Source organism: Bradyrhizobium cytisi (genome assembly GCF_008123515.1).
Taxonomy (GTDB): Bacteria; Pseudomonadota; Alphaproteobacteria; order Rhizobiales; family Xanthobacteraceae; genus Bradyrhizobium; species Bradyrhizobium cytisi.
The window spans coordinates 1-22759 of sequence record NZ_VSSR01000062.1 but is presented as its reverse complement, the minus strand read 5'-3'; the positions used below and the strand labels follow the sequence as shown (position 1 = coordinate 22759).

Below are 22759 nucleotides of genomic sequence, written 5' to 3'. Positions count from 1 at the left end.
CAGCGCTGCCCCGGTGAACGTCTGAGCTATCCGGCTGCTTGATAGAACTGGATGACGTTGCCGCCCGGATCCCGCACCTTCACCGCACGGCCGTGACTGGCCATGTCCCGAACTGCGCCGACTTGCGCCCCCATGGCTGCGGCACGCTCCATGGCGGCCTCGAGGTCATCGACATCGAAGACAAGAACGGCATCTTGCAGCTGGTCCGAGACCGACTCCGTCGGTCCGGCGACGCAGAACGCAGCCGCATCGCTCACGAACTGGATCCACTTGCCGGGGTCAGCGAAGCGCACCTTCAGACCCAGGCCTTCGTAGAACTCGGCCAGGCGTCCAGGATCGTTCGCTGTCAAATAGACTTGCTTCAGTTTCACGCTCGACATCCAAACCGTCGCTACCCAAGTGCGATCGTGGGTGGATAGTCGCCCGAGCCTCTCAGCATTACTGCTTGAACAACGCCTGTCACAGAAGCTTCATCAGCATTTTATGCTGTAACAACTTGTCGAGTCGCTAGATCCAACTCTGCATCCGGCCGATCTTTGCCATTTTCTGGTTGACGAGGGTGGGCGTCGTTGCTGCCGAACCTTTTGTCTCACGCAACGCCCGCGGCGTGGTCAGCGAAGTGGGACCAAGGCCACACGCGACGACAGACGGTTGTACGAAACAGGGCAGCTCTCGACATCGAGCTCTGCTGCACATCCCGTCAAGTGACATGGGGAGCCAATCGATGGAGCGGCGGGCATTACATCTTGACCGAATCCGCGGATCAACGTCGGCCTGCATATCGCATAGGCAAAAAATGTATCAGAAGTAGGCAACTAACCTCCTGATCGCAATGCACAATGCGAAGGTTGACGGTTTTTCAATATAAGTCGATGATTTGTCGAAATCCCACAAGCGCAATTGCGGTTAGCTTTTACCACGCGATTGTCATCACCCCGCAAACGACGGTGATACGCGCCGCAGAAGACTGCCATAATTGGGAGATACGCGATGTCAACGACCTCTCTCGACAGAATAGATATCAAGATCCTCAACGAGCTCCAGCAGAATGCGAGCTTGACCAATGTCGAGCTCGCATCACGCGTGAATCTCTCGCCGTCGCCGTGTCTGGCACGCGTCAGAACACTCGAAAAGCTCGGTGTGATCGATCGACGGATCGCCCTTCTCGATCCCGCCGTGCTCGGCATTGGTGTAACGGCTTTCATCCAGATCAAGCTGGAAAAGCAGGTCCAGACGTCCCTCGAGAATTTCACACGATCCATCGACCGGCTGGCCCAGGTAATGGAATGCTATCTCATGACCGGTGAGAGCGACTACATGCTCCGCGTCATGGCGGCCGACATCGAAGATCTCGAAGACCTGATTGTCAACAAACTATCCCGCATCCCCGGCGTCAGCAGCATTCGATCAAATCTGGCCCTCAAGCGCATTTCGTACAAGACCGTGCTGCCGATCGACACCAATCGGCCGGTCACCGTCAAGGCTTGCGCCAACCCCTCGCGCCCTCTGGAGCGCTCACCAAGACCCCGATACGACCCAACTGGTCCTTTGCTGTCCGATGCGCCGATCGGGCTGGACACCAATCGTCCCAGCTACAGCGTGGAAAGACTATGAGGCGCCCCGCCATGCGCTCGGGCCAGTTCACAATAATGGTGAAGTTAAGATCGGCAGAGTGCTCGAGCGGCGCTGCGAGCCTGACAATCCGCACAAGACCCAACGCGACCACCCGTCGGTTCCAGCGAGCAGAGCGACCGAGATGACGGGTGTGATCGAAGCGGCCCTGCAGGCGCTCGCCGACGGCGAAATCGTCGTGGTCACCGACGACGACGATCGCGAGGGCGAAGGGGACCTCATCGTTGCCGCCTCGCGGTGTACCGCTGAGAAGATGGCCTTCATCATTCGCCATACATCGGGAATCGTCTGCGCTCCGATTACCCTCGAAGACGCGAGACGCCTGCGGCTTGACCCGATGGTTGTCAACAACGACTCGGCTCACACCACGGCGTTTACCGCGTCAGTGGACTACCGGCCGGATAACGGTACGGGCATCTCGGCCGAAGAGCGGGCCTCGTGCTGCCGTGCACTCGCCAACCCCAACGCTGGCGCCGGCGATTTTTGCCGGCCGGGACACGTCTTCCCGCTGATCGCAAAAGAAGGGGGCGTACTCATGCGCTCGGGTCACACCGAGGCCGCCGTCGACCTGTGCAGACTGGCAGGTCTCGAGCCGGTCGGCGTCATCAGCGAACTGATGAACGACGATGGCTCGGTGATGAAGGGGCCGCAAGTCGCGGCGTTCGCCGACAAGCACAAGCTGAAACAGGTCACCATCGCAGACCTCATCAGCTTCCGGCAGGCCCGCGAGACGCTGATCGAGCGCGTCTCGAGCGTCACGGCGGAGAGCCCGATCGGCCCGCTCCAGGGCTATTCGTATCGCTCGCCGTTCGACCCCATTCATCACGTCGCCTATATCTACGGAGAACTGGGCGACGGCACCAACGTCCTTACGCGCTTCTACAAACCCAACATCCTGCGCGATTTGTTCTCTGGTCAGGAACAGGCCAAGATGAACGTCATTCTGCAACGCTTCAAGGATAATGGCAGCGGCGTGCTCGTCTATCTGCGCGACGGCGCGGCGGGCGTTCCGCCTGCGCCGCTAGGCCCGATCAGTTCGCGCGAAGACGACCGTAATCGGCAATGGCGCGAGATCGGCGTCGGCGCCCAGATCCTGCGGGATCTCAAGATCAGCTCCATCCGTCACCTCACGTCGTCGACGCATCACTTCAAGGGACTGTCAGGCTTCGGCATCGAGATCGTCCGAAACGAAGCGCTCTAACTCCAGCCATCCGCGTTGCGAAAGTCCATTGAGCGCGTCCCGCACCTCAGGCATCCGGCGAAGCTTGCAGTTCGTCTCGCGGCAGGTCTCCCCCGGGCCAGCCTGGCCGGCCTCGCGCTCGGAGAAGTAGCGCGCCGGCGATTTGCCAAGCGCCTTCTTGAACATGGTGATGAACGCACTCACCGACTCGTAGCCGAGCGCCTCGGACACGGACTGAACCGTGTTGCCAGCAGACAATTTCTGGATGGCGACGATGATCTGAAGCTGCTGACGCCAGCGACTGAAGGTCATGCCGGTCTCGGCGAGCACAATGCGCATCAGCGTCCGCTCGCCGAGCGCGACGGCTTGCGCCCACTCCGCCACGGTCCTACGGTCGGCCGGATTGTCCATCAAGGCATCGGCGATCATACGCAGTTTCGAACTCCGCGTGATCGGAAGATGCAGCCGTTCGGTCGGCATGGCGATCAACTCGTTGAGGAGCACCGCGGCGATCTGCGCGGGCGGGCCGTCGGGATCGTAGAGCGGGGGCAGCGTCGCCATCCGATGGATCAGCTCGTGCAACAGCGGTGAGATCGACAGCGTGCAGCATTCCTGCGGCACGCTCGCCGCATCCATGTCCACATAGAGAAACAGCAGGCTGGCGTTGCCGCTGACGCGATTGCTGTGGGGCATACCGCCGGGAATCCAGACGCCGCAGCGCGGCGGGACCATCCACAGGCCGCTCGGCACTTCGCACGTCACACCGCCGCGCTGGGCGAGGACGAGCTGTCCCTTGCGATGGATATGAACCGGCAGTTCGTCCTCCTGCTCCCGGGTATCCACCATGCCGGCCACGATCGGACGGTCCAAAATGTCAGGATCGAACCGCCGATAGTGCTGATAGAGCGTGCCGCGCATTGTCATCCTTTAGCAATTAATTGGCAGAATAACGAAATTCTCTCGACGCAGCAACGCCTATGGTCTCCGTGCTTCACGGACGATCACATCATGCCTTCACCATTTCTGTCTCGGCTTCTCGCAGCAGCAGCGCCCGGCCGGCTCGATCCGAAATGGGCGCTGTTCTCGGCGAACTCCTTCATCGCGGCAATGCTCGCGATCTATTTTGCCTTCCGGCTCGGATTGGAGCGGCCGTATTGGGCGATGCTCACGGTCTATCTGACCGCACAGCCGTTCGCCGGCGCGGTTCGGTCACGCGCCGTCTACCGCTTTGTCGGGACATTGCTGGGCGCCTGCGCGGCGCTGGCGCTGGTCCCGATCCTGGTCGATCAACCCGCGTTATTGTCGGTTGCCGTTACCGCATGGGCCGGACTCTGCCTCTATATCTCCTTGCAGGACCGCACGCCGCGCAGCTATGCTTTCCTGCTGGCAGGCTACACCGCGACGACAATCGCGTTCTCGAGCGTCAACGTTCCGGCGATGGTATTTGTGACCGCGCTGTCGCGTGTCGAGGAGATCCTGCTCGGCATCGGCTGTGCGACCCTGGTGCACACCCTGCTGTTCCCGCGCGACGTCACTACTCCTGTGCTGAAATCCCTCTGCGCCGCATTGTCGGACGCCTTCGCCCGGACCACCGATGTGCTCTGCGCGCGCGTCGACAAGGCACCGAATACGGGGCGCTGGAAGCTCGCTGCGGACATCACGCAAATCGAGATCCTGTCGACGCACCTGCGCTACGACACCGCCGCGAGCAAGCCGGACCTGCGCGCCATCGGTGCCGTGCAGGACCAGCTCGCATTGGTCTTGCCGATGCTGCTGTCGGTGGAGGACGGACTCGCCGCCCTGGGAGAGCGGCGCTCGGCCGAGTTGAACCACCTGCTGTCTGAACTCGCCGACTGGACACGTGCGCCGGAGCGATCACCGGCCACTTCCGACGAACTGATCAGAAAGTGCACATCGTTCGAAGCGACCTGTTGCGACGATCGCAGCGAATGGGATCGGCTGATCGAGGCCGGAACCGCGGCCAGATTGGCCACGCTGATCGAAGCGCTGGCTGCCGCGCGAAACCTGTCGCGCGAATTGCACAGCGGTGCTCACCCTGCCATTTGGAGCCAAGCTGGCCTGCGGGATAGACCCGTGAGGCGACGCCTGCACAGCGATCCCGGCCTTTCCGTTCTGTCGGTCGTGGCTCTTGGCGTCGCCGTGCTCGGCTGCTGCACGGTCTGGATCACGACGGCCTGGCCGGAAGGCGGCGTCGCCACGCAAATCGCCGCCATCGCCGCGGCGCTCTACAGCAGCCTCGACGATCCCGCGCCAACGCTGATTTCCTACGCGCTCTGGACGCTGGCCTGCCTGCCGATCGCCGCGATCTACCTGTTCGTGATCTTCCCGGCCATCACCGGCTTTCCGATGCTGGTCTTCTCGCTGGCGCCGACCTTTCTGGTGATCGGCTATCTGCAGGCCAATCCCCGGCATTTCATCAAGGCGCTGGCGCTCGGTCTCGGACTGATCAGCGCGCTCGACCTCCAGAACAAATTCAGCGCCGACTTCGCTCTATTCATCAATAGCAATGCGGCTGCGATGATCGGACTTCTCACAGCGTTCATCGCAATTCGATTGCTGCGTTCACTGTCAGCATCGGGAGCGGCGCAGCGTCTGCTGCGCCACGGCTGGTCCGATCTGGCGAGGCTGGCTGCTGCACGGCGGCTGATGAGCCGCGCCGGATGGACCAGCATCATGCTTGATCGATTCGGCCTGGTGATCCCTCGGCTGGCTGACGCGACGACGGACATCGCGGTGGAAGCCCGTCCTTTGGCCGCGCTGCAAATCGGCCTCGATCTACTCGCGCTCAGGCAAGCCGCGGTGCACGAGGACGCGCGCAGCGACCCTGACCTCCAGCAGCTTCTGCCGATGCTGTCGCAGGCATTCCGCTGGCTGGCCCGCGGCAACGCGAAACTGAAGCCTGACGATGCGCGCGCTCTTCTGGCCGCGATCGACAACGCGCTGTGCGACACGCGCAAAGACACGACCGCCTGCCAGCAGCGAACGCTCGCGCTGATCGGCCTGCGTCGGACGATGTTTCCGGATGCTCATGCTTTGTCCAGCAAGGCCATGCCATGAACGAGGAAATCGCCATTGCCGGCGTCTACGTTCCGACGTTTGCGCTGGCCTGTGCTTGTGCGCTCGCGGCCTGCTTTATCGCCTCCGCGGCCAACCGCAAATTCATCGGCGTCGATATTCGAAGGTATGCGTGGCACCCCGCGCTGTTCGACTTCGCCGTCTTCGTCATTCTGACCAAGATCTTCTACGCTGTTCTGGGAAAGCTGCCGCTATGACAACGATGAGTTCGATGTTTCCCCGCATGATGCTCACTGTCCTGATGGTGAGCGTCGCGGCACCGGTCGGCATCGGCATGTGGGAGCATTATGAGGCGGCGCCATGGACACGGGACGGCCGCGTCCGCGCCGACATCATCGCCGTTGCCGCCGATGTCTCCGGGCTGGTCGACGAGGTGCTGGTCCGGGACAATCAGGTCGTCCGCAAGGGCGATATTTTGCTGCGGCTGAATCCCGACCGTTTCCGCCTCGCCGTCCAACAAGCAGAGGCGTCTCTGGCCAACCGCGAAGCCGCCGCGGAGAAGGCAGCGAGCGACCGCGCACGATACGAGAAGCTGAGCGAAGGTGTCGTGTCGCAGCAACAGCGCGAGACGATCCGCGCTACGGATTTGCAAGCCAAGGCGCTTTATGGTCAGGCCGTGGCCGACCTTCAGATCGCGCGGCTCGATCTCGATCGATCCGAAATCCGGGCACCCGCGAACGGCCGCGTGACCAATTTCGATTTACGGCCCGGCACCTATCTCGCCGCGGGGCGTGGCATCATGGCGCTGATCGACATCGACACCGTGCGTGTCGAAGGCTATTTCGAGGAGACCAAGATCCCGCGGATCCACCTCGGTGACGCCGTTGACGTGAAGCTGATGAGCGGAGCGACGCTGAGCGGTCAGGTCGAGAGTATCGCTGGCGGAATCGAGGACCGCGATCGAAGTTTGGGGTCCAGCCTGCTCGCCAGCGTCAATCCATCGTTCTCCTGGGTCAGGCTCGCCCAGCGCATTCCGGTTCGGGTCCGCATCCCGCGCAAAGATGTCGATCGCCTGATCGTCGGAACGACTGCGACGGTGCAAGTCAATGTTGGAAACCGCAACGCACCGCCAAACACCATGGGCGTTTTACGGTAACGCTCGTAACGCGCTCAGCCGGCGCCAAGAAAATCTAATGAAAACAAAGCCGAATGGCGCGCCCGGAACGATTCGAAAGTCCGACCCTCAATTCGTAGTCTGGTCCGGAGCATTGAAACAACTAGCGTTTGTTACCGTAAGCGCAAGCAAGAATCGCGAAATAGCGCCGTTTCGCCGCGGCACCAGATGTAGCCAGACCTTGAGAAAGGGCCCGCCGATCGCGCTGGGCCAAGTAGAGGGAGGAAACGAAAGATCGGATATCTTTCGCAAACGCCGAACGCGGAATTCGATCGCGGAAATCTAACGAACGACATCCAGCAGCAATACTGTCGTGCACATCAGACCGCATTTTGTGCTGAAGTCCGCAGCTCTCAGCGCCATTTTCGGCATTTGACGCGAGGTACGATTTCGACTGCACCAAAAAGCGCGCGCGAAACTTAAAGGGTCCCGATCACCAGGCTCCGCACGTCCAGAACAGGTCATTTCATCGCCCGGCGCAGATCTCGCAATGCCCGCGCCGCCATACCTGCTTTTGCAATTCAGAGCTCCCAATCGCCGAGGGTTCTGCCGAGGATGACTGCCTAGGTTCGCGTTGCGATGACGAGTGTCCATTCCTTTAAATCGCGCGCTGACGAAATCGCGCCTATTTCCCGAGGTGCTGTCCTCGATCGTCTCTACCTAGCGCGCGGAGCGTCTTTCTTCTGAAGCTCGACAGGTCGAACAGGAGCCTAGGCACTTTTTCCAGCGCCATCGCCTTGCCTTCGATTGCGAGATGTAGAACTCGCACCAATCTGGCAAGACCGAGTTCTACAAATGCGACCGAACATGCGGATCATTTCCAATCCTGAGCTGGCTGTCTACAATGACGATGAATGCTGCTAGATCAGGTCTTCTCTCCAGAACGCCGTATCGACATGCCGCGGCAAATTCCTTCTCCTGAACGCTCAAAGGTACCTTAACCTCCCTCCGAGAAGTTCCCGCCATATTCGGGTCCCATATGAACGATCGGCAGCGAGACACCTGATGCAGGCTCATGTTTTGAATTTCTAGTGGCTCGCGCGCTTGGTCGACCTCTTCGCACCTGGCACACGTCCGTGCAAACACCTTCGTACTTCGGCAGCCAAGCCTATTGTTTCTCCGAACGTCGGATGCGGATGAATGGTTTTGCTGATATCAAGGCATCGGCGCCCATCTCGATCGCCGGACAGGTTCTCCGATCATGTCGCCAGCCTGCGGGCCAACGATCACACCGCCGATGATCCGATTAGTCTCTTGGTCGATGATCAGCTTGGTCGGCAAACTGGCCTTTCTGGCCGGTCAACGCAGTGTCCCGGCACATGCAGGCCACTGGCCAGTTGCATAGCCGCATCACATTCGGCGTTTTGGGGGTGACGGCTGCGATTTCGGCACAAAATGCCGGGGGCGTTATGAGAATAGGCAAAGACAAACTGTACGAGGCACGACGTTGTGGTGTTTGGTACAAGAGGGTTTTGCCTTGACTTCACCGGCCGCGAAGCGCGGCTCTTTGGTCACTTGTTGTGGGCACAATCAACGAATTGGGCGAGATCTCTGCTCTCGCACCATGCACGGCTTGCTTGGCAGCGATGCACCGCATCTTTCAAAATTTCATTGATCTCCTAGCGACCGCAGAAGATCTCCAAGACTTCGCCAAAGCCATGGCGGACACAGCGACCGCTTTGGACCTATCGTGTTTTGCCTATCTAGCCCTCCAGCACTCAAGCAAAGGCAAACCGCGCCTAATCTCTACATATCCATCGCGGTGGGTAGCACACTATCTACGAAACAATTATCAAGTGCTTGATCCCGTCATCGGAGAAGCTCTTCGAAACCCCGAGCCCTTTCGATGGGGGGGTAATTTCAACTCGAAGTTCACATCGAAAGCACAGCATCGGCTCTTCGAAGAGGCCGCGGAATTCGGAATTCGGTTTGGCTTTACGGTGCCCATTCACGATGGCCACGGCCCCATCGCTGCATTGACCTTTGCCGTTGACCAGAAACGCAGCGAGAGCTATTGACCTACAACAGCTTCGACTCGCGGTCGCCGCTTGTGACTACGGTAGCTTTCGACGAGCCGCGGAAGCGCTTTCAATCAAGCACACCGCGTTCAGCCGTGCTATCGGTCAGCTCGAGCACCTCGTGGGTACTTCACTGTTTGAGCGCTCAAGCGGGGGTATCAAACCCACGTTGACCGGATGCGCAATTTTGCGCATTGCACGGCTAATCCTGGAGCAGGTCGACATGCTCGTTGACGCCGGGAGGTCCGGTGGCCGCGGCGATACTGGCCATCTTTCCGTCGGTTTCTTCACATCCATGTCCACCGGCAATTTGCGAGCGACGATAGGTGAGCTCAAGAAGCTGCTACCAGGGCTTGAACTGGCAACGATGGAACGCTCACGCTTTCGTTTGATGACTGCCCTCGGTAACGGAACCGTCGACGTTGTCGTTAGCCCTGGACGTCCAGCTTCAAAGGACACAAGATCACTATTGCTCTGGAGCGAACGCATCCTGATCTTGCTGCCGCAGGATCATGTCTTGGCGGCACGCGAGATCGTCTATTGGACAGATTTGCGTAACGAAAAGATCCTTCTGAGTGAGTATGATCCAGGACGAGAGCTCGAGGATCTTTTGATTTCGAAGCTCGTACTACCCGACGATCGGCCCAAGGTAGAGCGCCATGACGTAAGCCGCGGCATTATCAAGAGTCTTACGAGTATGGGCATGGGGCTCAGTCTGGCTATGGAATCGGATATTGGCGCAAGCTTCGCTGGCGTTGTGTACCGAGAGTTGCAGGACGGAACGGGACCAAGCCGGGTGGACTTCCATGCGCATTGGCGCGAAGACAATCAGAATCCGGCTCTGAAGCGTTTCCTCAGTCTGTTGGCAGAACGCTATCCCTCGCCTCCGCCACCACCCGGGGCGTGACCGGCCCGTCTCGCTTTTGCAAATCCGCGGTCCGTGGCCATGAAGCGCGCCAGCATCGGCGCGACAAGCTTTGCCGGATCGATCCGCTGCCCGCTTTCGCGCGCCATGGCCTCCGCATAGGCGACAAGATCCCGATGCACTGATGCCGGAAGTTCAGTGGTGACCTTGGCCGAACGAAACCTGGCTGTCATAACTGCCGATCAGCTTCGCTCCTTGGGGCACAAGCAGGAAGCGGCCGGTTGGAGTATCGTATATGTTCTCCGTCACCTGCGCCGTGATCTGTCCGGGCAGATCTGATCTGATCCCCGTCAGCAACGCACATGAAATTACGGTTCCGGCCTGCACGATATACGGTGAAGTCGGCCTGGTGATGCGGTCAGGGCTGACCGTGCGACGGTCCACAGATGCGTTCACAAAGGCAAGCTTCCTGTCCTGGCCGTTCTGGGTGAGTCCATCGTCGCTGTTGCTTGGGCCCGCTGGCATGATGCGGTCGCTCCCTACAGCCGTGGTGGCAGGGGGGCGCGCATCTCGCCCGTTGGCCGAAGCAAACAGATGGCTGACACGGGCAGCTTCATTTTCTTGGTCTCGTCGTGTTGGTCCGGATCGGCGCCGCTTGGTGCCAGCTGGCCTTGAGCTGCAAGGATCGGCCGGCCAAGGTCGCCAGGGAGCGGCGGACCAAGCTGCGGGACGAATTGCCGTGCAGCGCCGGCGTAGTCCTTCGGCAGCGTCGTGATGCCATCGGCAACGTTGTGATGGTCGGTGCTGTAGAGTTCGTCCGCCGTCTGGGATCGGGGATGGTTGGTCTGCAGCGACCAAAACACGACTCCGCTGATGACAAGCAATGCGAAGGTCGTTCCGCCAGCTAGGACCTTCCGCGACAGGCGCGTCACGCTCGGAGGCTCAGTCCTCAGCCGAAATCGCTCGGTTGGCCCGCCCAAGGGTGGGGCCGGAGCCGCATGTCCCTCATCATTTGCGTTCAGGGTGTTCATGACGAGGGCCTCCCGTCGGTCCTGACAATCCTGACCTTCTGCTGGTGCTCTCCGCCAAGGCGAAGCTCGGCGGCCGCGAAGAGCCGATCGACGATCAGCACGTTGCCATAGGCGCGATAGTTAACCAGTTCGGTCTTACCTTCAGAGCCGATCACGAACAGCGGGGGCATTTCACCTTGCACGATGCCGGCTGGGAATTCGACATAGACCTTGCGGCCATCGTCATAGGCGACAAGCGGCCGCCAAGGTGGACTGTCCCCCTCAATCGCGTAACGAGCGATACGCTGCTCCGGATCCGGAAGAACGGGCTTCAGAGCAGCTGAACGCGATCGCTGGCGTACGGTCTCCGGATAGTACCAAGCAACGGATGGCATGTATGGCCGCTCGCGGGAGCGGAGCTCGATCAGATAGGTACGGCGGTCGGTGTTGACGACGAGATTCGTCTCGATTGAGGCCCGCGTTGGCTTGACCAGGATATGGACGCGCCGCGCGTCGCCGCTCCCACTTTCGGTATCGCCCACGACCCAGCGTACGGTATCTCCGGCCGCGATTGGTCCTGACCCCGTTAGCTGTTCTCCTTCCTCGAGTGCAATATCCGTGACCTGTCCAGGCGCAGCGTAGATCTGATAGAGTGCTCCGGGACTGTACGTGTAGATCTGCGCAGCGTTGAAATACCCCCGTTTACGCGGTTCGACGCGGGCTGCGCTGTTTGCCGTCTCAACCCGGCTCACGGGTTCAGGCTCTTCCTTCGTGGCCGACTTGCCGCCAAGAGTCGGCTTCCAGAGCGGCGGCACGTGAAGCGGCCGCGACCTGTCGTCCAGAGGGGCTGGAAGTGCCGGCAGCGGAGGGACCTCCGCGTCATAGCTGATCTCCGGCGGGATATAGGTCGCGCACCCGCCGAGCGCCGACGAACAAAACAGAAGAAGGGACAGAAATGCTCGCTTCGAGGTCAAGAACTCGGACCAAGTCGAATTGAGCTTGCTGAACAGGATAGGACGCTTCGAATAAGCGTGTGGCGTCGTCTTGGTCACTGACCCAACTCCTTTGACCAGTTGATGGCGCGGACGTAGACGCCAAGGGGATTCTTGCGCAGACGCTCGGCATCGCGCGGCGCCTCGATCACCACTGTGAGAATCGCGGTCCAACGCTCGGTCGAACTCAGCGAACCGTTGTCGTAGGTGCGCTGGGTCCACGCGACCCGAAAACTTTCTGAAGAGGCCCGGATGACGCTCGAGACATCGACGGAGATTTGCGCCTTGCCCAGCTTGGCAAAGGGGTCACTGTTACGTGCATAGTCGTTGAGCGCGGCCGCGCCGCGGTCGGTCGTGAAGTCGTAGGCCCGAAGCCAGTTTTGGCGCAGCACGATGCCGTCAGCGGGCAGGCCTCTGACATCCTCGATAAAGCGCGCAAGATGATAAGCGATCTGTGCGTCAGTCGGCTGATAGTCGAAGTTGGCCGGCGCTAAGCGTCCGGTTTCTGCACATCTTCCTCCTCGTGCGATGTCGTTCCATTTCGGGTTCTCTGCTGCTGTGGAGATTCTCCGGTGGGACCGAAACACTTCCAGAACAAAGCGCGACGTGAATGGTGGTCGCTGCACATCGAGGCATGGCGCCGAAGCGATCTCGCAATCCGTAAATATTGCCTTCAGCAACGCCTCACCGAGAACACGTTTCGGCGCTGGCTGAAGCGGCTCGCCGGCGACGAGACTGCGCTTAAGCTCGAGAAATATCAGACGGAATTGCGCCGCGAGCGCTGCCGGGACAAACGCGAAAAGGCGTTGCGAAAGCAGAAGCAGCGCAGGTTCTCCGCGACGGGCGCCGCGAGCCTCTCTCGCAGCCTGTAACCCGTCACGGCAAAACCGCGCGACACTCTGACTCTCGCCTCTACCTGAGAGAATGCGAGATCTGCGACGCAGCCCGCCTTCCATCGGATCTTCATGGGAATTGCGTTGAGCTATCGAGGGCCGCAGGCCCGATCAGGTGTGCGCCAGGGGCGCATCGCCTCAAGGGAAATGGCACCCGGAGATCGTGAGCATAGCGACCCGAAGGGGCACGCGGGTCCGAGTGCAGCGACGAGACCGGTTCAATAGCGGCACCCGGGAACGGGGCAGTGATAGCGATCGCCGGAGGCGAGCCCCTTTTCCGAGTGCCCCCGGCGAGGAGCTCCGCATCCCTTTGCGCGAGGGATCGACGCCGCACGGCCGAGACGCAACGCGGCTCGGTTCACGAGAGCCCGGTGCGGTGAAAGCCGCACGCGCGCAGGCCAAGCAACTCCGCCATGACTTGAATCAGCGGATCTAGATTTCCTCGCGCGCATTCGTCTGCGCGTCATAGATCCTGATCTGAAGCATGGGAAAACGCTTCTTTAGTTCTTCGCCACCTGCCCTGGCGCCATCCCTGGTTGCAAATTCAGCTTTGAGCCGGCCGTCCACTTCAAGCGCGTAACCAGAGGCCGGCAATTCACGGGTGGCAGTAACCATTTCATTTCCATTGTACAGTGAGATTATTGGAAATGATGGGTAGCGTGAGTCGCCCAAACCGCGCCAGGGCCACCTGCCCAAGTGCGGTGATCGGCCAACGCACGTTGTGGACTGGTGCCTCGCAGGAATCGCATCAAGGATGGGCATTTGCATCATCCGAACAGGCGGACGACCTTCCACGTGCGCGGATGCATGCGCGATAGAGCCACGGCTCGACGTAGCTGCCGTTCCAGAGTCCCTGGCCCGTGCGCTCAGCCTCGCGCTGAGCTTCGCGATATCTGCCCTTCGAGTATTGAGGCCAATCCAACGCAAGGCCGTTGCGCACAAGCCATTCCCCGAGATCCCTTCCTGCAACCGAGCAGGTCGCAACCGTGCGGCCATACGGGTCGAAGCTGACTGGAACACAATTGACGGGCCGGCGGGCAATGACAGCGTCAAGGTCGTTCGCGGCCTGTGCACCGCAAGGATATTGCAAGCTGTCTTCGCCGCGGCACAGCTGGCTGCTTTCCGGCGCATCGATGCCCCAAAGCCGGATGCGAACTCCATGCATTTCCACCGTGTCGCCGTCGATCACGCTTGCCTGTCCGACAAACTGATCGGCCAGCGTTGCGCTCGGCAGAATTGCGAGAATCAAGGCGACAGCGGTTCGACGCATTCGAATGACCTTGAAGTTACTGCAAATCTCGCCGACCGCAATCGTTGAGTTAATCCAGCGGAAGACCGTGCCAATGATCCTGACCACCGAGGAAGAGCGAAGTCTTCATGCACGGACCCTTGGGTTGAGGCAAAGGGAGGCTGCAGCGCCCTCTGCCAGACGAGGCGCTGAAAGTCGTCATGCGCGATGCGGACAAGGAAGACGAGATTGCTGCGTGGCTGGTTTTGCACAGGGCGGCGGAACACGGGGAAAAGCACCTGCCTCCGACGATTTGGAATCCCTGCTCTGTGTTAGCAGCCGGAACGAATCGAGGGCCGCAAGGATTCGTCCCTCGCGGAGGAGCGATCTTGATGCTAGTGACCAAGGAGCGGCGGCCGGCGATCCGCACGGTACGGGGGTGGGCGATAGCCGTGCTGGAGGAGGCAGGCGCCATCCGCGAGTGTGAGTACCACGGCTGGATGCAGGACCGAGCAGATCCGCACGCCCGTGAGCGGGCGTTCGAAATCGCCCGCCAGGATCCGCCACTGGGCCTTTCGCGCGGAGCGGCCGCCGGCGCGATGACCGAGGTCCTGGACTCGATCGGCGATACCTGCCCCGAATGCCCGCCCGAGGTCTAGGCAACGCGCCGGACAATCGGCGCGAGCAAAGACCTAGCGCGCGAGACGCTTCTCGACTCGCTTCCGGCTGTTGCCGACCTTCTTGACAGCTTTCTTGACGGCTGACGCCGACCGCCCTGTCTTTTTTGACTCGTCCCCCACTTCGTACTTTTGCCCGCCGGCCACACGGGCCCGGTCCTGCTTGCGCCCGCGGGCCGTCTTCTTCTTCGCTGCCGCCATCGGCTCCTCCTATCGGACTTGATGACAAACCCAACGCAGCAAGGGATTCACGGGTTCCGGACCGATCGAACTGTGTCAGTTTGACCACCGGCCTTGGTTGGCTTGTAGTCAAGCGTGGCGCCCGCCATCGCCACGTCGTTCCAGAGCAGGATCTGGCTTGCGACCGGCGATGCGATCCCGACCGAAGCCATGGTCCGGATGAACGAGGGCCGCGAGAGCGTACCTTGCTTCACCTCCGCGATGAAGTTTCGGATGTCGTTTTTCCGCCATCAGATGACCTCGGCCTCGGAAGGAAAGTCGTCACCGGCAGGGCACTCTAATTCGGGATTTCCGGCCTCCTGGAATCAAAAGGCCGCGCCTAAACCGCATGCCGCGGATTGCCACAGGTCCGCTTGCTTCCATCTGGGGCAGGCGTTGAACGCCATTTGCGGTTGCCAGGCCTCCGGGAAAGGGTATTTTGCAGGCATCCTCCGTTCGTCACATCGGGCATCGAGATGCTGAGGTCATTTGAACGGCTGCGCGACACCGCAAATCCGGATCGCCTGATAGCCGCTGACAGCGAGTACGCGGCCCTGGCTGGCAGCGGCGAATACGCCATGCCCTGGCACTGGCATGATTGTCTGATGTTCATCCTGCCAAGCCGCGGCACGATGGAGCTCAAGCACGAGGGCCAGCGGGCGGGAACGTGGTTGTCCCAGGATCGGTTTGCGGTCGTGCCACCCGACCGGGCTCACGAAACGAAGGCCGGCATCGGCGCGCATAGCCACATTGCCCTCTATGTCACCGGACCGATCCTTGACAAGTTCGAGAGCGAAATCGGCTCACTGAGTGAATTCCGGCGACGGACCCGCACGACCAGCTTCTTTCGTTGCACCTCAAAGCTGCGCGCCTTGCACGAATTGTCGGCCAGGGGCGAGGGCGAGGCATACGGCCAGTCGCGTATTCGCCACGGCCTGTCTTCCGCGCTGCTGGTGCAATGCATCGCTGAAGTCATGGCCGGCGAGACCGTGTCCGGCACCTCGCATCGCGAGCACGGCATGATGCTGATCGAGGACGTGAAGCAATATCTGATCCGGCATATCGATCAGACCGTTCCGCTCGATGCGCTCGAGGAACGTTTTGGTGTGTCGCGGCGGCATATGAGCCGGCTGTTCCGGGAGTTTACCGGTCTGTCGATCGGCGAATTCCAGCAGAGGGCGCGCCTCGACAAGGCGTGCGAGCTTCTCGGCGCGACGGACCTACCAATCGGCGAGATCGCGTTTCGGGTCGGCTTCGACAGCGGTGCCGCGCTCGCCCATGCGATGCGCCGAGCCGACGGCCGCTCGCCGAGCGAAATCCGCAAGCGCATGGCCCGATCAATCAAGCTTTAAGTCCCGTTCGGACACGCATCCCGGCAGCGACGGTCATAGTTTGACCGGCGTGACTTCCGCGCGACGGCTCGAAAGAGCCACGCGTTCCGGGATGGGTGATGAACAGTCTCAAGCAGCAGGTTCGATTTGTCCGCGTGTTCGCTGCGGGTCCTGACGGCGGCAATCCGGCGCCTATCGTCGTCGATGCGGCCGGCATGTTGGATGCGCAGATGCAGGAGTTGGCCAGCTCCTATGGCCACGAAAGCGGATTCGTGTTGCCGCCGCCGTCCGGATCGGATTGCGATTTCGAATTTCGCTTCTGGGTCCCCAATCATGAAATGTCGATGTGCGGACATGCCACCGTTGGCGCCGTCTGGTTGCTGGAGCAGCTCGGCCGGTTGTCGGACGATCGCCTGAAGATCTGGACCAAGAGCGGCCGAGTGGAGGCGCGGATCCGACGGCCGGCAGGACAGGACGTCCTGGTCGAAGTCTCGCAGCCCGCGGGCCATGTCGAGCCGCTTCCCGACGCTGATCAGGCCAGAGCCGACATTGTCGAAGTCCTCGGCATCCGCTCCGACGATCTCGCGCCGCTGCCGATCCAGAATGCGCGGACGAGCCGGGTCAAGACGCTCATTCCAATGAGATCGGTTTCCGCGCTTGACGGCCTCAGCCCCGACTTCAGCAATCTCGAGCAATTGTGCGTCCGCATCGGGTCGACCGGACTCTATCCCTACGCCATCTCCGATCGGCAGAGGCAGGTCGTCGACGCCCGCCAGTTTCCGCGCTCCTCAGGTTATCCAGAAGACGCCGCCACCGGCATCGCGGCATCCGCCTTGTCGTTCGGCCTGCTGTCGAACGGTTTAGTGGAAGCCTCCGAGCGCTTGATCACTGTCCGTCAGGGCCGCGCGATGAAGCGTCCGTCCGAGATCCGGGTCCGCTTCAATCTCGAGGACGGCCGCATCGATGGCTGCTGGCTCTCCGGGGTCGTGCAACCGACCGATTGCGAGAAAATTTCGATCTGACACGCCGACCCCAAAGCCCACCCGTGCCATGGAGATCAAGGTGAAACGTCGCGACTTTATCAAGCTTGGTTTGATTGCCGCTCCCGCAATCTCGATGTCCTGGTCGGCCAGTGCCGAGGATGCCGAGCTCATCGTCGGCTCCAATGTCGGCAGCCCGCCCTTTGCGTTCAAGGATGGCGACGGCTATTCGGGCTTCGACATCGAGGTCTGGGCCCAGGTGGCGAAAGGCCTGAACCGCAAATGGCATGTGCAGCCGATGCAGTTCGGCGCGTTGATCCCGGCGTTGCAGACGAAGAACATCGACGCGATCGTCTCTCAGCTGTTCATCAAGCCGGAACGCCAGAAGGTGATCGATTTCTCGGATCCCTACTACCAGAGCGGGCTCGTTGCCATCACCGGCGCGAGTAACACGACGATCAAGACGCCCGACGATCTCGCCGGGAAGGCGATCGGCACCGAAACAGGAACGATCGCGGTCGATTTCATCCGCGAGCACATCAAGGGCGCGAGTGTCGAGCAGATGCCGACTATCAACAACGCACTGCTTGCGCTCGAAGCAGGCCGAACGGACGCCGTCGTCTACGACGCGCCGGCGCTGATGTACTACGCCAACAACGCGGGCAAGGGTAAAGTCAGGGTGCTCCAGCCGAAGCTGGAGGGCCGCGACGTCGGCATTGGTTTCCAGAAGGGCAGCCCGCTCGTTGCGACGGCGAATGCGACCCTCGCCGCCATGAAGGTGGACGGACGCCTAAAAGCGCTGCGCGAGAAATGGTTCGGGCCGGAGGCGACCTAGGACTGACCCCGCCATGTCGTTCGATTGGACCGCGATCACCGCCGCCCTGCCGGAATTGCTGGAGGGCCTGGAGCTCACCATCCTGATCGCGATCGCGGGCCTGATCGGCGGGACGATCGTCGGCGTTCTGACCGCGATCGGTCTCAACTACGGGAATTGGCTGGTGGCGGCGCCGGCGCAAGCCTACGTCGCCTTCATTCGAGGCACACCCATTGTCGTGCAGGTGATGTTTGTCTATTTCGCCCTGCCGATCATGCTGGGCATCCGCCTCAGTTCGACAAGCGCGGCGATTATCACGCTCATCGTGAATTCGGGCGCCTACACCGCGGAGATCGTCCGCGGCGCACTCGACAGCGTGCCCGTCGGCCTCCGCGAGGCCGGTCTCGCCATGGGCCTGAGTTTCCGAAAGGTCCTCGCGTACGTGATCGCGCCGATTGCGTTTCGACGTGCTCTGCCAGCGATGGGCAATCAGGTCGTGGCCGTGGTCAAGGATACCTCGATCTTCCTGGTCATCGGCGTCGGCGAACTGACCCGCCGCGGCCAAGAGATCATGTCTGAGAATTTTCGGGCCGTGGAGATCTGGACCGCGGTGGCGCTGATCTACCTCGTCGTGATCAGCCTGCTGGCCTTCAGCCTCCGCGTCATCGAACGGAGATCGCGGCTGCCATGAGTATGATCGAATTCAGGCAGACGACGAAGCGATTTGGCGCCCACACCGTTCTGCATCCGCTCGATCTCGGTATCGAAAGCGGCGAGGTCGCGGTCATCATCGGACCTTCCGGCTCCGGCAAATCGACCATGCTCCGGTGCATCAACGTGCTGGAGACGATCAGCGACGGCGATCTCCGCGTCGATGATATCAGCGTGCTGGGGGCGTCTCGCGATGTCCGGCGCATCCGGCTCGAAGCCGGCATGGTGTTCCAGCAGTTCAACCTGTTTCCCAATCTGACGGCGATACAGAACGTCATGTTCGGGCCAATCCGTGCGCGCGGCCGGTCGAAAGCCGAGGCCCGCGAGATCGCCGCGGCCTTGCTGCAAAAGGTCGGGCTCGCCGAGCGTATGAACCATTATCCGTCGCAGCTTTCGGGAGGCCAGCAGCAGCGCGTGGCGATCGCCCGCGCGCTCGCCGTCGAGCCGAAGGTGATGCTGTTCGACGAGCCGACCTCGGCGCTCGACCCCGAATTGCGGCAGGAAGTGCTCAAGGTCATGCAGACGCTGGCGACAGAGGGCATGACCATGGTGGTCGTGACCCACGAGATGAGCTTCGCCAAAAAGGTCGGCTCGCGGCTGCTTTTCCTGGATGCAGGGCATGTCGTTCACGACGGTAACCCCGTTGATCTGCTGTCGGCGCCTCCGAGCGAGCGATTTCGCGACTTCCTCCAGCATATTGACTGACCCGCGACGGAGCTTTCACACACCATGTCATTATCTGCCTTCGAGACCAGCTACGGCTTTCCCCGCAGCGATGTCCGACTATCCAACTGGCGTCAGGCGCCCTGGAACGTCTGGTCGTTTCGTCATGTCACTGAACTCATTCCGACCGCTCGGATTCCGGCAATGCCCGGGGTGACCGAGGAGCCGCCCGTCAGTTCCGAAGGTCTGGTCCGCGAGGAATTCTCGGTCGGCGGCGAGAGAACGACTGTTGCAGATATTCTCCGGGGAACCTCGACCGATGCGCTTGTCGTGATGAAGTCGGGCCGCGTCGTGGCTGATGTCCATGCGGCGAACTTCACGCTAAAATCGCGCCATATCCTGTTCTCCGCAAGCAAGTCGGTGACCGCGATCATCGCCGGCATCCTGCACGGCGACGGCCTGCTCGATCTTGATGAACTCGTGCCGCATTATGTGCCGGAGCTGAAATCGTCCGCCTATGCGGATGCGCGCATCCGAGATGTCCTCGACATGCGGGTCAGCCTCGATTTCCAGGAGACCTATCAGGACGCGCGCGGCGACTTCGCGCGCTATCGCCGCGCCGGCTTGCTGGAGCCCGTCGAGCCCGGACATGCTGCTGAAACCCTCGTGGAATTCTTGTCGTCATTGAAGAAGGGCGCGGGTGATCACAATTGCTCCTTCCACTACGCGTCCCCGAACTCCGACGTTCTCGGCCAGGTCGTCGAGCGCGCATCCGGCGAGCGATTTGCGGATCTCGTCACCACGCGCCTCTGGCAGCCACTCGGAGCAAGGCAGGATGCCTATGTCACGGTCGATGCAGCCGGCGCGGCCCGGTCCGGCGGCGGCATCTGCATGAGCCCGCGCGATCTTGCGCGCGTTGGCGAGATGATGCGATTGGGCGGCGCCGCAAACGGGCGACGGATCGTCTCGCCGGAGTGGGTGCGCGACACCGCCGAGGGTACGCCTCTGGGGAATTGGGGCGCGGGTAAGCTCGCCGAATGGCTGCCAGGCGGAGCCTATCGAAACAAATGGTATCAAAGGCGCGGCGACGGCGACGCCTTCTTTGCTCTCGGCAGTCACGGCCAATGGCTCTACGTCGATCCCCGCGCGGAGATGGTCGTTGCCAAATTCTCGTCGCAACCAGTGCCCGTCTGCAACGACACCAAGCGCCTCAACCTTGCGCTCTTCGACGCGCTTGCAAAGATGGTGTGAGGGCTGCGATCTCCGGGATGCGGATGTTCTAAGTGTCTGAGGCCGCTACCGCCGTGAACCAGGCCGCAGCACACGTCCAAGCTCCCGAACCTATCCCGACTTCCGCTGCGGTCTGGCCGCTGCCTTCTTCGTAGCCTCCTTGGCCGGTTTCTTGCCGGCGATCGGCATCAGCATTTCCTTCTGCCCGGCCGCCGCCTTGCGCGCCTTCTTGGCCGGCTTCTTCGGCGCCTCTGTCGCTGCCAACGTGTCTCTTCCGATGCTCTTGCGCAGTGCGTCTATCAGATCGACCACGTTCTCGCCGCGGGGTCGCGCTTTCGCGGTGATGGGTTTGCCGGCGCGCTTCTGGTTGATGAGCTCGATGAGAGCGGTTTCGTACTGGTCTTCGAACTTTTCTGGCTCGAAGTGGCCCGCCTTCTGGTTGACGATATGCCTGGCGAGATCGAGCATGTCCTTGGTGACTTTGACGTCCTGGATGTCGTCGAAATACTCCTGCGGATCGCGCACCTCATAGGGATAGCGCAGCAGCGTCCCCATCAAGCCCTTGTCCATAGGCTCGAGGGCGATGATGTGCTCACGGTTGGTCAGTACCACCCGTCCGATGGCGACCTTGTTCATCTCTCGGATGGTTTCGCGGATGACGGCGAAGGCATCGTGACCGACCTTACCGTCTGGACGCAGATAGTAGGGGCGGATCAGATATCGCGGATCGATCTCGCTGCGGTCAACGAACTCGTCGATCTCGATGGTTCGCGTCGATTCCAGCGCGACGTTCTCGAGCTCCTCCTTGGTCACCTCGATGAAGGTATCGGTGTCGACTTTGTAACCCTTGACGATGTCCTCGTTGTCGACCTCCTCGCCGGTATCTGCATCCACCTTGGCGTACTTGATCCGGTGCCCGGTCTTTCGATTGAGCTGGTTGAACGAGACCTTTTCGGATTCCGATGTGGCCGGATAGAGCGCAACCGGACAGGTGACGAGTGAAAGACGCAGGAAGCCTTTCCAGTTAGCGCGGGGGGCCATGGCGGGTGGAACTCCATACTGATGCCGGATTCAAGACGAACGACCTGGCTTGGTTCCGACATCGCGGCCCGTCCCACAGGAGGATTTTCTTCAACCGCTGCCCGGCCGGACTCGACATTTGTTCTTGTTATGTTCTAATTCGGCATGACCGATCGACCCGCGAGCTGGCGCATGCCGACCCCGAAGCAGATGGAAAAACTGGTCGCCGACGCGGCCGAAGGCGGCCCCCCTCCGCTGCAGCTCCAGATGCGCCCCTCCCGGCAGAATACTGGGACTCGGTTCTCAAAGACCCTCGCGCCGGCGCGACCGGGGCCCAGATGCGGCAGCGACGTCTTTCGGAAATTCAACGTCACGTCCTGCGCATCTCGTGCCGCCGCTGCGAGCGAACCGTGGAAATCCAGACCGCCGATGCAGTCCGATTATATGGCGGCAACGCGGTCTGGAAGGACGTCGCGCAGCGGCTGCTCGACAACACCTGCCAGCAGCGCACCGGCAGGCATGACGAAGACGGGTGCTGGCTGGCGTTCGAGATGCCGTAGCCCGCTCTGGATTGCCGATACGATCTCTTTGCGGCTGGATGTCCGGATGGCCCCGAAGTATCACCCTACGCCCCTGTCGGGCGGCGACCGCAAGGCTCTGGCGAAAGAGCTCGGCAAGGCGCGGGCAATGGCTAGCATCCTGGCGACCCGATCGGCGGAGACGCGAGCGAAGGGGAAAGCGCTCATCCAGCAGGCCGACAAGCTGCTATGCGAGAGTTGGAACGAACGCATGTGGTCAGACGGAGAACCGATTGATCCGTCCCCGACGATCGACCAAACGGTGAATGGCGGCTTCCCTTGGCTGGAGATCCAGTGCGCGCGCTGCAAGACGCCGAGCGACGTTGACCTCGCGGCGATGAAGCATCCGCCGACCACCTTCGTGCACGATCTCGCCAACCGGCTGCGCTGCCGCAAATGCGCCAAGGCGGGCCGGCGTCCTTCCGCGACTCTGCTACAACTGGCTTGGCGGCCGCGCCACCCTCGGACCGAAGCCTGACCGATGTGCAATCTCTACTATGCCGACCTC

General features: G+C 61.3%; 24 protein-coding genes and 3 pseudogenes. 16 read left to right on the top strand and 11 right to left on the bottom strand.

The genetic code is table 11. The features are described from left to right. Positions 1-26: 26 nt before the first annotated feature. Positions 27-380 (bottom strand): VOC family protein, encoded by a 354-nt coding sequence (locus FXB38_RS31995; protein ID WP_007594462.1) that lies wholly within the window; start codon positions 378-380, stop codon positions 27-29. 676 nt (positions 381-1056) lie between these two features. Here FXB38_RS31995 and FXB38_RS31990 point away from each other — a divergent pair. Together FXB38_RS31990 and ribB are read left to right on the top strand one after the other, a co-directional pair. Beyond that, positions 1057-1614 carry an Lrp/AsnC family transcriptional regulator gene (locus FXB38_RS31990; protein ID WP_245285907.1) on the top strand — a complete coding sequence of 186 codons (558 nt, stop codon included), beginning with the start codon at positions 1057-1059 and terminating at the stop codon, positions 1612-1614. A gap of 142 nt (positions 1615-1756) precedes the next feature. Beyond that, positions 1757-2833 (top strand): 3,4-dihydroxy-2-butanone-4-phosphate synthase, encoded by a 1077-nt coding sequence (gene ribB, locus FXB38_RS31985; protein WP_148754954.1) that lies wholly within the window; start codon positions 1757-1759, stop codon positions 2831-2833. Here the strand turns inward: ribB and FXB38_RS31980 are convergent. Continuing rightward, entirely contained in the window at positions 2792-3505 is a 714-nt protein-coding gene (locus FXB38_RS31980; protein ID WP_347340247.1) for an AraC family transcriptional regulator, read from the bottom strand. The genes ribB and FXB38_RS31980 overlap by 42 nt on opposite strands. On the opposite strand from FXB38_RS31980, the gene FXB38_RS31975 reads away from it, so the two are divergent. The 3 genes from FXB38_RS31975 to FXB38_RS31965 are packed head-to-tail and all read left to right on the top strand — an operon-like array spanning position 3497 to position 7004. Further along, complete coding sequence (locus FXB38_RS31975; protein ID WP_148754952.1) at positions 3497-5890, top strand: FUSC family protein; 2394 nt, start codon at positions 3497-3499, stop codon at positions 5888-5890. The genes FXB38_RS31980 and FXB38_RS31975 overlap by 9 nt on opposite strands. After that, positions 5887-6105 (top strand): DUF1656 domain-containing protein, encoded by a 219-nt coding sequence (locus tag FXB38_RS31970; RefSeq protein ID WP_148754951.1) that lies wholly within the window; start codon positions 5887-5889, stop codon positions 6103-6105. Before FXB38_RS31975 ends, FXB38_RS31970 begins: the two co-directional genes overlap by 4 nt. Then, entirely contained in the window at positions 6102-7004 is a 903-nt protein-coding gene (locus FXB38_RS31965; RefSeq protein WP_148754950.1) for an efflux RND transporter periplasmic adaptor subunit, read from the top strand. The genes FXB38_RS31970 and FXB38_RS31965 overlap by 4 nt, the downstream gene beginning before the upstream one ends. A 1072-nt stretch (positions 7005-8076) precedes the next feature. On the opposite strand, the pseudogene FXB38_RS31955 reads toward FXB38_RS31965, so the two are convergent. Next, positions 8077-8297 (bottom strand): annotated as a pseudogene (locus FXB38_RS31955) (dihydrolipoyl dehydrogenase); the annotation flags it as partial. A gap of 311 nt (positions 8298-8608) precedes the next feature. On the opposite strand from FXB38_RS31955, the gene FXB38_RS31950 reads away from it, so the two are divergent. Together FXB38_RS31950 and FXB38_RS31945 are read left to right on the top strand one after the other, a co-directional pair. Then, positions 8609-9040, top strand: coding sequence for an autoinducer binding domain-containing protein (locus tag FXB38_RS31950; RefSeq protein WP_347340248.1), 432 nt, complete (start codon positions 8609-8611; stop codon positions 9038-9040). Continuing rightward, the gene (locus FXB38_RS31945; protein ID WP_148754949.1) at positions 9006-9947 is read left to right on the top strand and encodes a LysR family transcriptional regulator; all 942 of its coding nucleotides are present in this window, start codon (positions 9006-9008) and stop codon (positions 9945-9947) included. The genes FXB38_RS31950 and FXB38_RS31945 overlap by 35 nt, the downstream gene beginning before the upstream one ends. Here FXB38_RS31945 and FXB38_RS31940 read toward each other — a convergent pair. The 6 genes and pseudogenes from FXB38_RS31940 to FXB38_RS31910 form a co-directional block, all read right to left on the bottom strand. Continuing rightward, on the bottom strand, positions 9914-10138 hold the full coding sequence (locus tag FXB38_RS31940) for a DUF2274 domain-containing protein (RefSeq protein ID WP_148754948.1): 225 nt from the start codon (positions 10136-10138) through the stop codon (positions 9914-9916). The two genes, FXB38_RS31945 and FXB38_RS31940, sit on opposite strands and share 34 nt — an antisense overlap. After that, a pseudogene (locus FXB38_RS31935) lies at positions 10113-10936 on the bottom strand (TraB/TrbI/VirB10 family type IV secretion system protein); the annotation flags it as partial. The pseudogene FXB38_RS31935 and the gene FXB38_RS31940, both read right to left, overlap by 26 nt. Next, the gene (trbG, locus tag FXB38_RS31930; protein WP_187435287.1) at positions 10933-11967 is read right to left on the bottom strand and encodes a P-type conjugative transfer protein TrbG; all 1035 of its coding nucleotides are present in this window, start codon (positions 11965-11967) and stop codon (positions 10933-10935) included. The pseudogene FXB38_RS31935 and the gene trbG, both read right to left, overlap by 4 nt. Beyond that, entirely contained in the window at positions 11964-12863 is a 900-nt protein-coding gene (trbF, locus tag FXB38_RS44115) for a conjugal transfer protein TrbF (protein WP_246230276.1), read from the bottom strand. The genes trbG and trbF overlap by 4 nt, the downstream gene beginning before the upstream one ends. Positions 12864-13232: 369 nt before the next feature. After that, a complete protein-coding gene (locus FXB38_RS31915; RefSeq protein ID WP_148754947.1) occupies positions 13233-13415 on the bottom strand; it encodes a hypothetical protein in 183 nt (60 codons plus the stop codon). 133 nt (positions 13416-13548) lie between these two features. After that, complete coding sequence (locus FXB38_RS31910) at positions 13549-14070, bottom strand: thermonuclease family protein (RefSeq protein ID WP_148754985.1); 522 nt, start codon at positions 14068-14070, stop codon at positions 13549-13551. Positions 14071-14420: 350 nt separating this feature from the next. Between FXB38_RS31910 and FXB38_RS31905 the strand changes: the two genes are divergently transcribed. Continuing rightward, on the top strand, positions 14421-14687 hold the full coding sequence (locus tag FXB38_RS31905; RefSeq protein WP_148754984.1) for a hypothetical protein: 267 nt from the start codon (positions 14421-14423) through the stop codon (positions 14685-14687). Between the two features lie 33 nt (positions 14688-14720). Here the strand turns inward: FXB38_RS31905 and FXB38_RS31900 are convergent, their stop codons facing one another. Then, the gene (locus tag FXB38_RS31900) at positions 14721-14906 is read right to left on the bottom strand and encodes a DUF3606 domain-containing protein (RefSeq protein ID WP_148754946.1); all 186 of its coding nucleotides are present in this window, start codon (positions 14904-14906) and stop codon (positions 14721-14723) included. Positions 14907-15400: 494 nt separating this feature from the next. Between FXB38_RS31900 and FXB38_RS31895 the strand changes: the two genes are divergently transcribed. The 6 genes from FXB38_RS31895 (at position 15401) to FXB38_RS31870 (ending at position 20674) form a co-directional block, all read left to right on the top strand. After that, a complete protein-coding gene (locus FXB38_RS31895; RefSeq protein WP_148754945.1) occupies positions 15401-16276 on the top strand; it encodes an AraC family transcriptional regulator in 876 nt (291 codons plus the stop codon). 98 nt (positions 16277-16374) lie between these two features. Next, complete coding sequence (locus FXB38_RS31890; RefSeq protein WP_148754944.1) at positions 16375-17277, top strand: PhzF family phenazine biosynthesis protein; 903 nt, start codon at positions 16375-16377, stop codon at positions 17275-17277. Positions 17278-17317: 40 nt separating this feature from the next. Next, on the top strand, positions 17318-18070 hold the full coding sequence (locus tag FXB38_RS31885) for a transporter substrate-binding domain-containing protein (RefSeq protein ID WP_148754943.1): 753 nt from the start codon (positions 17318-17320) through the stop codon (positions 18068-18070). A gap of 13 nt (positions 18071-18083) precedes the next feature. Next, positions 18084-18740: a glutamine ABC transporter permease GlnP gene (glnP, locus tag FXB38_RS31880; protein ID WP_148754942.1), complete on the top strand. Its 657-nt coding sequence runs from the start codon at positions 18084-18086 to the stop codon at positions 18738-18740. Then, the gene (gene glnQ / locus FXB38_RS31875; protein ID WP_148754941.1) at positions 18737-19465 is read left to right on the top strand and encodes a glutamine ABC transporter ATP-binding protein GlnQ; all 729 of its coding nucleotides are present in this window, start codon (positions 18737-18739) and stop codon (positions 19463-19465) included. The genes glnP and glnQ overlap by 4 nt, the downstream gene beginning before the upstream one ends. Positions 19466-19489: 24 nt before the next feature. Continuing rightward, positions 19490-20674 carry a serine hydrolase domain-containing protein gene (locus FXB38_RS31870; RefSeq protein ID WP_148754940.1) on the top strand — a complete coding sequence of 395 codons (1185 nt, stop codon included), beginning with the start codon at positions 19490-19492 and terminating at the stop codon, positions 20672-20674. Positions 20675-20764: 90 nt separating this feature from the next. Here the strand turns inward: FXB38_RS31870 and ku are convergent, their stop codons facing one another. Continuing rightward, positions 20765-21694, bottom strand: a complete 930-nt coding sequence (gene ku / locus FXB38_RS31865; protein WP_148754939.1) for a non-homologous end joining protein Ku — start codon at positions 21692-21694, stop codon at positions 20765-20767. Between the two features lie 144 nt (positions 21695-21838). Between ku and FXB38_RS31860 the strand changes: the two are divergent. Both FXB38_RS31860 and FXB38_RS31855 read left to right on the top strand, forming a co-directional pair. Next, positions 21839-22233 (top strand): annotated as a pseudogene (locus FXB38_RS31860) (hypothetical protein). A 46-nt stretch (positions 22234-22279) separates the two neighbouring features. Further along, positions 22280-22729, top strand: a complete 450-nt coding sequence (locus FXB38_RS31855) for a hypothetical protein (protein WP_148754938.1) — start codon at positions 22280-22282, stop codon at positions 22727-22729. Positions 22730-22759 lie beyond the last annotated feature (30 nt).